The sequence below is a fragment of the Arthrobacter sp. 10T413_2 genome, assembly GCF_056394205.1.
Genome location: NZ_JBFTHK010000164.1, coordinates 1 through 9,417, shown reverse-complemented (window position 1 = coordinate 9,417; position 9,417 = coordinate 1). Strand labels below are relative to the sequence as shown.

Genomic DNA, 9,417 nt, shown 5'->3' with positions numbered 1-9,417 from the left:
GTCCGGCAGCAGTTCCGGGGCGCCCATGGCGTGGACGGAGATGTCGGCGTCCTCGTCCAGCCGGTCCAGGGTGTTGGCGATGATGCCCATMAGGAGGTCCAGTTCCTCGCCGGAGCGGTTCATGTTGTCCGTGGAGAGCATGTACAAGGTGACCACTCTGACGCCGAGTTCCTGGCACCAGCCAAGGAATTCGTGGATCTTGTCCGCGCCGGCCTGGTGCCCCTGACTCGTGGGGGCGTTGAACTGGCGGGCCCAGCGCCGGTTGCCGTCCACCATGACGCCGATGTGCCGGGGGATCCGCTCCGGGTCCAGGGAGCGCTGCAGTTTGCGCTCGTAAAAGCCGTAGAGGAACCCGGGCATTTCCATCCGGAKATTCACCTGGCTTCCTTGAGATCCTTKGTTCAGTGCACATCCTAGGCTACCTGCCGGAGCGCCCTGCCGCGTGCAGGACTGCCGCCGGGTAGCCCCCGAACCATAGTTACTCGCAGGTAACTTACCAGTGCGTAGTTTATTATTGCGGCATGGAAAGCAACAGTCTGGAGCCCCGTCCGGAGCCTCCGGCAAATAAGGGGACCCCGGTGGACGACGCCGCGGTGAAGCTTGCCGAGCTGCTCATGATCAAGCCCAAATGGCGGGGCTGGATCCACACCGTGACGGCCCCGCTGGCGCTCCTCGCCGGGCTGGTACTGGTGCTCCTGGCTCCGCCGGATCTGAAGGTTGCGTGCGCCGTCTACGCTGCTACCGGGGTGCTGCTTTTCGGGGTCAGCGCCGTGTACCACCGCGGGAACTGGTCACCGCGGGTCAAGATTGTCCTCAAGCGCCTGGACCACACCAACATCATGCTGGTGATCGCCGGCAGCTACACGCCGCTGGCCTGGGCCCTGCTGGAGCGGCAGAAGGCCGAACTGCTGCTGTGGGTCATCTGGTCCGGGGCCATTCTTGGTGTGCTGTTCCGTCTGCTGTGGACCCACGCCCCGCGATGGCTCTACGTGCCGATCTACATCGCCCTTGGCTGCGGTGCACTGTTMTATCTCCCGGATTTCTTCGCCGCCAATGTTGCCTCGGCCGTGCTGATCTGCGTTGGGGGCGTCCTGTACATCACCGGAGCGGTCTTCTACGCCCTGAAGAAGCCGAATTTCAGTTACGAGCACTTCGGCTTCCACGAGCTGTTCCATGCCCTGACGGTGGTCGCCTTCGCCGCGCACTACATTGCCATTGCGATCGCGGTCCTGAGCTGAGCCCGCGGGGCCGAGGCGCAGCCAGGCCGGTCGACCACCCCTACTCCCCCGCACCAGCTGCCTGGTGCCCGTCAGCGCCAATTCTCCCCACCATTGCGACAGCGACGCCGGGACCCACCAGCTCCTCTGCCCGACACGCCGGGCTAGGCCCCCGAAGGTGGGGAAATTCCGACGTCGAAGCTCGGTCACGAATGGCCGGCGGCTCAGGCGGGCCGCCCCGCCGCGATGAGCCCGGGYAGCTGCCGCATGTCTGAAAAGACGGTGGTCCCGGGGCCGGCCAGCCGCGCGGCCGGGGTCACGCCTCCGGCGTAGGCAAAGACGTGCATCCCGGCTGCCCGGGCGGCCTGGACGCCGTAGGCGCTGTCCTCGACGACGGCGCAGCGCTCCGGCGCTGTGCTGAGGCGGCGGGCGGCGTGGAGGAACAGKTCCGGCGCCGGTTTGCCGTTGGCCACCTCCGTGGCGCTGAAGAGGCGGCCCTGGAAGCGGTGGAGCAGCCCGGTCCTGCCCAGGGTGCGGTGCATCTTTTCGTGGCTGCCGCTGGAGGCGACGCAGTTCGGAAGCGGCAGCCGGTCCAGCGCCTCCTCGACGCCGTCGACCGCCTCAAGCCCGCGCTCGAAGGCGTCCTGGTACCACCGTCCGTACTCCTGGTCCCAGCCGTCGGCCAGCCGGATTCCGAGGTGCTGCTCCACGGCGGCTACGAAGTGGGCCTCGGATCGTCCGACGAACCGTTCCACGATTTCATCGAGCTCCAGGTCCCAGCCGAGGTCCGCCAGCACCTTCTGGTCCACCCGGACGGCGATTACCTCGGAATCGACCAGGACGCCGTCGCAATCGAACACCACCAGCTCAAAGCCGTGCTCAGAAGTCATCGGGCCATTGTAGCCAGCCGTTCGCGCACCCCTTCGACGGAACCCGTCGGACGGTCACAGACCATTCCGCGGCACAGGAACACCTGCGGGGCGCCGTCCGGACCCGCACCGCGGCCGCGCAGTAGCGGCACGGGCCGTGCGGCGCCGTCGTCCTGGACCGCGACCACCAGCCCCGGGCTGGGTGAGAGCAGCAGCGCCCTGTGCAGCGCGGCACGCCCGGGCGTGTCCGGCCCGGCGACGGCGGCCTCGACGGGTCCGGCGAGCGCGGCCTGGGCGGTCGCCAGCAGCCAGCCCGCCACGCGGGGCGCCCGGACCGCGAGCGGCGGCAGCAGGGAGAGGATGTTGGCCGCCAGGGTGCGGTGTTCCGTGGAGCCGGACAGCGCCGAGTGGGTCAGCAACGCCCCGGCCAGCGCGGCGGCACCGCTGGGGGCGGCGTTGTCGAACAGGTCCAGGCCGTCCCGGCCGCCCTGGGCCGCGGTGACCTGCGCCKACTCCCCGGCAGCGTCTTTCAGTCCGTCGTCGGCCGCGAACCGCACGCAGGCCGCATCCAGCATGGCCGCCGCCAGGCTGTACCAGMGGGTGTGCCCGGTCACCCCATAAAGCGCGAACAGTSCTTCGGCGCAAAAAGCATAATCCTCCAGCAGGCCCCCGATTCCGCGCGGCACCCCGCCGTGGGACACGCGGATGAGCCTGCCGGGGCCCTCTCCGGGCGGCTGCCAGTGCACCCGTTCGAGATACGCCGCAATACGTTCCGCGGMGGCCACGAGCTCCGGCCGTGCCAGGACGGCMCCGGCGTCGGCGAGTGCCGCGACGGCCAGTCCGTTCCAGCCGGCCACAACTTTCTCATCCCGGCCTGGCTGCGGGCGGCCGGAGCGTGCCTGCGCCAGCACCGGACGCACCCGCTGCCACAGCACAGCGTCGTCGCCGGCGACCTCCCGGCCCGGATGCAGCGGCGAACCGTCKACGGTCACGCTCCCCGGTGTGCGGACGTTCATGAGGGCCGCCACGGCGGCGCCGTCGGCGGGACCCAAGAGTTCCTGGAGCTGGGCGGGGGTCCACATGTAGCTGGCGCCCTCGGCGTGCACGCCGTCCACTACTGTGTCGGCGTCCAGCGAGGACGCCAGGGCCACCCCCTGCGCCGCTCCCCCGCCCGGTGCCGCGGCCGTGGCCGGCGGCAGCCCGAGGCGGGTGAGGAGCCAGTCCGCGGTGCGCCCGGCCACTGCTGCCGCCTCGGCCGCCGGGTACTCGGGCGTTCCGCCCAGGCGGACCCAGTGGACGTAGACGCGCAGCAGCTGGGCGTTGTCGTAGAGCATCTTCTCGAAGTGCGGAACGGACCAGTCCCGAGTCACGGAGTAGCGGGCGAAGCCGCCGTCGAGCTGGTCGAACAACGCCGACCGGGACATCGCCGCGAGCGCGCGCCCCGCCATGTCCCGCGCCGCCGCCGCGGTGTCAGCTCCCACAGCGTCCGGGCCGGCGGTATCTAATTCAGCGGCTGCCGAGGGCACTCTGTCCAGGGACACCCTGTCMCGGGGCGCTGCGGCGTGCCGGATCAGGAATTCGAGCACGGCCGACGKCGGGAACTTCGGCGCGCCGCCGAAGCCGCCGTGGCTCTGGTCTTCAGAGCGGGACAGAGCGCGAACGGCTTCCCCCAGGAGCGCAGCGTCCAGGGGCTCCGGCGGCCCATCGAGCCGGACGGCGCTGGCTGGCTGGGACGCGGCGATGCCGCGGGCCAGGGTGGCGGCATTGGCTTCGACAGCGCCGCGGCGCTCCGTCCATGCCTCACTCACGGCCTCAAGGACCTGCCGGAAGGAGGGGCGGCCCGGCGTGGGCCGGGGCGGGAAGTAGGTGCCGGCGTGGAAGGCCCGGCCGTCGGGCAGGAGGAAGACGGACATCGGCCAGCCGCCCTCGCCGCTGATCGCCTGGGTGGCGGCCATGTAGACCGCGTCGACGTCAGGGCGTTCCTCGCGGTCCACTTTGACGGCGACGAAGTGGGCGTTCAGGTAGTCGGCCGTGTCCTGGTCCTCGAAGGATTCATGGGCCATGACGTGGCACCAGTGGCATGCCGCGTAGCCGATGGAGAGGAACACCGGAACATCCCGGGTGGCCGCGGCGGCAAAGKCCGCATCGCCGAACGGCTGCCAGTGGACCGGGTTGCCGGCGTGCTGGCGCAGGTACGCAGAGGGCTCCGCCGCCAGGGCGTTCGAGCCTCCCGKCAGCGGGCGGGGGGAACCGCTGTTAGCGGTTTCCGGGTCCTGCATCGCCGTTGACTTCCGGCCGGGAAGCCCCGCCCTCGGCCGGGAACCGGGTGTCCTCGGTGCCGTCGCCGCCGGAGGTACCGGCCTCCTCGGCGGCCGTACGCTCGGCCTCCACCTGGGCCCGGTAGCGGACCCGGCGGATGCGCCGCACCATGTCCACGATCAGCAGCGCGGTCAGCACCACGATGAAGGCCGTCAGCAGGAAGCCCAGAAAACCCGGGGTGACCTGGTCCTCGGACAGGCCCGGTCGCAGCGACGGCGTGGGGGTGGGCGCCGGAGCTGTTGCCAGAGCGATGAGCAAGGAATGCACGGTGAAAACCTTCTGTGGAAACCGGAGTCTTTTCAACGGCGCCTCATCTACGGCGCCTGTTCTACGGGGCGTTGATTCTACGGGGCCCCAATTCTACGGGGCCTCTTCTACGCCGGATAGAAGAAGTCTATCCCGTCTATCTTAACCCGGCGAAGAGGTMCGTTTCGGGCAGTTCGACGGGGATCCGCGACTCGATCAGGGAGTAGTCCTCCCACGGCCAGACCTTGCGCTGCATGGCGGCGGATACCGCGAAGAAGAATCCTTCCGGGTCCACCTGCGTGCGGTGGGACCGGAGCGCGTCGTCGCGGGCTTCGAAGAAGTCCCCGCACTCGATCTGGGTGGTGGTGGGGTGCGTCGGCGGCGGCGGGGTGTGCCCCTCGGCGTCCGCCTCAAGCCACGTGGCCAGCCGCTCGGCATACGGGGACTGCAGGCCCGCCTCTTCGAGCGCAAAGTGGAGCGCGCGGAAGCGGTCCGGGCTGAAGGCGCGGTCGTAGTAGAGCTTGCTGKGCGCCCACGGCTCCCCGATGCCCTGGTAGCGGGCGGGATCACCGGCCGCCGCGAAAGCCTCGACGGCTACCCGGTGCGCCATGATGTGGTCCGGGTGCGGGTAGCCGCCGTTCTCGTCATAGCTCACGATCACATGGGGCTTGAAGTCCCGGACCAGCCGGACCAGCGGCGCGGCCGCCCGCTCCAGCGGCTGCAGGGCGAAGCAGCCCGGCGGCAGGGGCGGCAGCGGGTCCCCTTCCGGCAGCCCGGAATMCACGAATCCGAGCCATCGCTGCCGGACGCCGAGCACCTTCGCGGCGGCGTCCATCTCGAGCCGGCGCGCCCCGGCCATGTCGCGCTTGGGGTGCGGCTGGCCCTCCATCGCGGGGTTCTGGATGTCGCCGCGCGAGCCGTCGGTGCAGGTGGCCACCAGGACGTCCACGCCCGAGGCGGCGTACATGGCCATCGTGGCGGCGCCCTTGCTCGATTCGTCGTCGGGATGAGCATGGACCGCCAGCAGGCGAAGCGGTGCTGACGGGCTGGGGGATGCTGTCATCAGGGGACGGCTCCTCTTTCTGCTGTTCTCTGTTAGGGCGGACTTGCTGGTCGAGCGGACAATCTGTTGTGGCGGACATGCCGTTGCGCCGGACCCTGCGGGGCCGCTACGGCACGGCCACCCCGCACGGCGCGCCGGCCGTCCATGGCCTAGCCTGCAGGGTCAGCCGCCGCCGCGGAAATATCCCGGTCCGATCCACACTAAACTGGACTGGTGACTTCCGAGGATCAGCATGCCGCGCCGGCACCTACCAGCCTAGCCAATCGTTACGGCGGCCAAAAGCGCGCACTGACACGCACGGGCAAACGCAACATCCTGATCGCCGTACTCGCCGYGGGCATCGCCTTCCTTGCCTGGGTGACGACGTCGGCGGCCACTACCAGCGTCAGCTTCAAGGACATCGGCTACAGCACCACCGACGCCACCCTGACGGAGGTTGACTTCCAGGTGACCAAGGACCCCGCCGCGGATGCTAAGTGCGCTGTCAAGGCCATGGACGCCAAGTTCGCGATTGTCGGCTGGAAAGTMGTGGACATCGGCCCGAACCCCACCGATGCCGGCACCGACGGCGGGCGCACCACCGGCCACAGTACCCAGCTGCGCACCGAGTCCCAGGCTGTCTCCGCCGTCGTGGACAACTGCTGGATTCCGGACGCCGGAAAGTAGGTCGCGGCCCCCGCGGGCCGCAGCTGTGCTGCAGCGGCGTCGCCCGGCCGCTGCCAACGCCTCCGCCCTCAAGCCGCGCCAATCAAGGAACTCAAAGGTGTCCGCGGGGGGACATCCTTGGACCGGAGACCTATGCTGGTGCCAGCGGCTCGTCGGTCTCGAGAGCAGGGCAGCGACCGAAGCGGTGCCGGGCCCCCTGCTGCACGCTTCAACAWGAAAGCGGGATGCGCATKAACCCCGGAAAGTCGAACGGAACCATCGGCCGGGGCGCGGCCGCCCTGCTGGTGCTGGCAGCGGCAATAGTCCTGGCAGTTTCCGGCTGCGAGCCATGGCGAGCCGCGGATCCCCCAGCGCCCGCCGCGGGCGCCCGCGCCGACCGCCCGGGCCATGTGTTTGTGATCAATCTCGAGAATGAAGGATTCGATAAGGCCTGGGGCGCTGACTCGGACGCTCCCTACCTCTCTGAGACGCTTCGCGCCAAGGGCGTGTTGCTTTCCAATTACTACGCAATCGCCMATCACTCCGCTCCCAATTACATCGCGCAGATTTCGGGGCAGGCCTMCAACCCCATGACCCGGAACGATTGCGGCACATATGTCCCGTTCGTACCGGCGGGCACCGCCGAGCCGGGGCAGGTGAAAGGTACCGGCTGCATCTATCCCGCGTCGGTACCGACCGTCGCGGGCCAACTCAGTGCGGMCGGTAAGACTTGGAAGGGCTACATGGAGGGGATGAAAAGTCCATGCCGGCATCMTGAGACCGGGGCCGAGGACGGTAACCAGGACKCCTCACCGGATGATCAATACGCGACCCGGCATAACCCCTTTGTCTACTTCGCGGCGATCACATCCTCGCCGGATTGTCAGAAGAACGTGGTCGACTTCACCGAACTTGCCGGCGACCTTAAGTCCGCAGCGACCACCCCCAACCTTTCCTTCATCAGCCCCAACTTATGCAATGACGRGCATGACAGTCCCTGCGCGGACGGCAGGGAGGGAGGCTTGGTCAGTTCCAACGTCTGGTTGCAGAAACAGATACCCGCGATTCTGGACTCCCCGGCCTATAAACAKGACGGAGTGCTTGTCATTACCTTTGACGAAGCTGACGGTGCCAGACAAGGCCCAGAGGGCGTTCCCGGCGGAACAGCCGGGGGCCGCGTCGGTGCCTTAGTGCTCTCCCCCTTCGTCCGGGGCGGCACAATCTCGGACAAGACGTACAGCCACTACAGTCTTCTGGCCACGATMGAAGACATTTTCTCGCTACCACGCCTCGCATATGCAGGTGCCCCCGGAGTCGACGGTTTTGGATCCGACGTCTTCAACTCGCGGCCGTGACCACCCAGCCGCCCCGGGTAGCGGCACCAGCGGGGCAAACCTTGCCAGATGGCAACACGATGTGATCCACGCCGCAGTCCTCTTTGGTTTATCCACAGGATTGACTACAATGGATCAATACCTTTCCCCCGCTGAGCTGGTTACTGAGTCATAAAAGTGGCCACCGTGGCGGGGTCTTTGCTTGTATGACCACCCAAAGGAGAAGTCCGTGTCTACCACCAACAGCGCAACTGCGGCTTGGCTTACCCAGGAAGCTTTTGACCGCCTGAAGGCAGAGCTGGACCACCTTTCCGGCCCCGGCCGGGCAGAAATCGTCCAGAAGATCGAAGCCGCGCGCCAGGAGGGCGACCTCAAGGAGAACGGTGGCTACCACGCCGCCAAGGAGKAGCAGGGCAAGATCGAGGCCCGCATCCGCCAACTCACGGCCCTTCTGCGGGACGCCCACGTCGGCGAAGCCCCGGCCGATGACGGCATCGTGGRGCCCGGCATGATCGTCGTGGCCAAGATTGCCGGCGACGAGGAAACCTTCCTGCTCGGCTCCCGCGAGATCGCCGGCKACTCGGACCTGGACGTCTTCAGCGAGAAGTCCCCCCTCGGCGCGGCGATCGTCGGCCACAAGGAGGGCGACAAGCTCAGCTACACCGCCCCGAACGGCAAGGACATCACGGTCGAGATCATGTCCGCCAAGCCGTACGCCGGCTAACACCGCAGCACACGTTCCCGTACGGAGCACCTTTACGAAAATAGCGACGCCGGCCTCCCCTTCGCGGGGAGGCCGGCGTCGTGTTTTCTGCCTGCTTGAGGGATCAGCGCTGCGGCTCAGTGTGTCAGGGTTAGCGGCCGGCGGGCAGCGACCGCGGGCGCCGTGTACTCAGCAGCACGGCCGCTGCGACGCCGCCGATTGCCCCGCCCAGGTGTGCCTGCCACGAGACGAAACTTGCCACGGTGGGCAGCACGCCGAAGAGGATCCCGCCGTAGGCCATGAACAGCACCACGGACAGCACGATCTGCCACCAGTTCCGGTTGAAGAAGCCGCGGACCAGCAGGAACGCGAACAGCCCGAACACCAGCCCGGACGCGCCGACAGTGACGCTGGTTCCGCCGATGAGCCACATCACGATTCCGGAGGCCAGCCAACTGGCGGCCAGGGCCGTGATGAAGACCCGCCGCCCGGACAGGAACACGATAAACCCGAAAATGATCAACGGGAGCGTGTTGGACATCAGATGGGCGAGGCTCGCGTGCAGTAGCGGAAACGTCAGGATGTCCAGGATCCCATCCGTGCTGCGCGGCCGCAGGCCGAATATGCGGTTCAGGGAATGGAACAACGCGGTGTTGACGATCTCGATCAGGTAGAGCAGCACCACGAACGATCCCACCACCAGCAGGCCCGTGCGGGCCCGCGCCCCGGGAGATTCCCCTCTTCCCGGCGTCCCGCCGGGAGACGCGTCCAGCACCCCGGCCCCTAGTGCACCACGATCGGCTGGAAGCCCTCGGCCCGGAGCGCTGCGAGGACTTGGCTGCAGTGCTCGTGGCCTTTGGTTTCCAGGTTGACCGTGATGGAKACGTCGCCCATGCTGATGGAGCCGCCCACGCGGGTGTGGYCCAGGCCGGTGACGTTGGCGTCGTTCTCGGCGATGATCCGGGCAATCGTCGCGAGGGAGCCCGGACGGTCATCGAGCATCATGCGCACGGTCATGTAG

General features: G+C 68.1%; 11 protein-coding genes. 4 read left to right on the top strand and 7 right to left on the bottom strand.

Annotated features, from left to right (window positions below):
• A partial coding sequence (locus AC1DBQ_RS18925; protein WP_476929975.1) for an undecaprenyl diphosphate synthase family protein occupies positions 1-366 on the bottom strand: 366 nt, incomplete at its 3' end.
• Positions 367-521: 155 nt separating this feature from the next.
• Here AC1DBQ_RS18925 and trhA point away from each other — a divergent pair.
• Positions 522-1,238 carry a PAQR family membrane homeostasis protein TrhA gene (gene trhA / locus AC1DBQ_RS18920; protein WP_476929974.1) on the top strand — a complete coding sequence of 239 codons (717 nt, stop codon included), beginning with the start codon at positions 522-524 and terminating at the stop codon, positions 1,236-1,238.
• A gap of 203 nt (positions 1,239-1,441) precedes the next feature.
• On the opposite strand, the gene AC1DBQ_RS18915 is transcribed toward trhA, so the two are convergent.
• From AC1DBQ_RS18915 to mca, 4 genes are all read right to left on the bottom strand, one after another.
• Positions 1,442-2,107 (bottom strand): HAD family hydrolase, encoded by a 666-nt coding sequence (locus tag AC1DBQ_RS18915; protein ID WP_476929973.1) that lies wholly within the window; start codon positions 2,105-2,107, stop codon positions 1,442-1,444.
• Entirely contained in the window at positions 2,104-4,365 is a 2,262-nt protein-coding gene (locus AC1DBQ_RS18910; RefSeq protein WP_476929972.1) for a thioredoxin domain-containing protein, read from the bottom strand. Before AC1DBQ_RS18910 ends, AC1DBQ_RS18915 begins: the two co-directional genes overlap by 4 nt.
• Positions 4,343-4,672, bottom strand: coding sequence for a hypothetical protein (locus AC1DBQ_RS18905; protein WP_476929971.1), 330 nt, complete (start codon positions 4,670-4,672; stop codon positions 4,343-4,345). The genes AC1DBQ_RS18910 and AC1DBQ_RS18905 overlap by 23 nt, the downstream gene beginning before the upstream one ends.
• Positions 4,673-4,808: 136 nt before the next feature.
• A complete protein-coding gene (mca, locus tag AC1DBQ_RS18900; RefSeq protein WP_476929970.1) occupies positions 4,809-5,714 on the bottom strand; it encodes a mycothiol conjugate amidase Mca in 906 nt (301 codons plus the stop codon).
• 213 nt (positions 5,715-5,927) lie between these two features.
• Here mca and AC1DBQ_RS18895 point away from each other — a divergent pair, with 213 nt between their 5' ends.
• The 3 genes from AC1DBQ_RS18895 (at position 5,928) to greA (ending at position 8,417) form a co-directional block, all read left to right on the top strand.
• Positions 5,928-6,380, top strand: coding sequence for a DUF4307 domain-containing protein (locus tag AC1DBQ_RS18895; protein ID WP_476929969.1), 453 nt, complete (start codon positions 5,928-5,930; stop codon positions 6,378-6,380).
• A gap of 224 nt (positions 6,381-6,604) precedes the next feature.
• Positions 6,605-7,714: an alkaline phosphatase family protein gene (locus AC1DBQ_RS18890; RefSeq protein ID WP_476929968.1), complete on the top strand. Its 1,110-nt coding sequence runs from the start codon at positions 6,605-6,607 to the stop codon at positions 7,712-7,714.
• Positions 7,715-7,922: 208 nt separating this feature from the next.
• On the top strand, positions 7,923-8,417 hold the full coding sequence (gene greA / locus AC1DBQ_RS18885) for a transcription elongation factor GreA (protein ID WP_476929967.1): 495 nt from the start codon (positions 7,923-7,925) through the stop codon (positions 8,415-8,417).
• Positions 8,418-8,547: 130 nt separating this feature from the next.
• On the opposite strand, the gene AC1DBQ_RS18880 is transcribed toward greA, so the two are convergent.
• Together AC1DBQ_RS18880 and AC1DBQ_RS18875 are read right to left on the bottom strand one after the other, a co-directional pair.
• Positions 8,548-9,171, bottom strand: coding sequence for a rhomboid family intramembrane serine protease (locus tag AC1DBQ_RS18880; protein WP_476929966.1), 624 nt, complete (start codon positions 9,169-9,171; stop codon positions 8,548-8,550).
• Between the two features lie 8 nt (positions 9,172-9,179).
• On the bottom strand, positions 9,180-9,417 hold a 238-nt coding region (locus AC1DBQ_RS18875), incomplete at its 5' end, for an ACT domain-containing protein (RefSeq protein ID WP_476929965.1).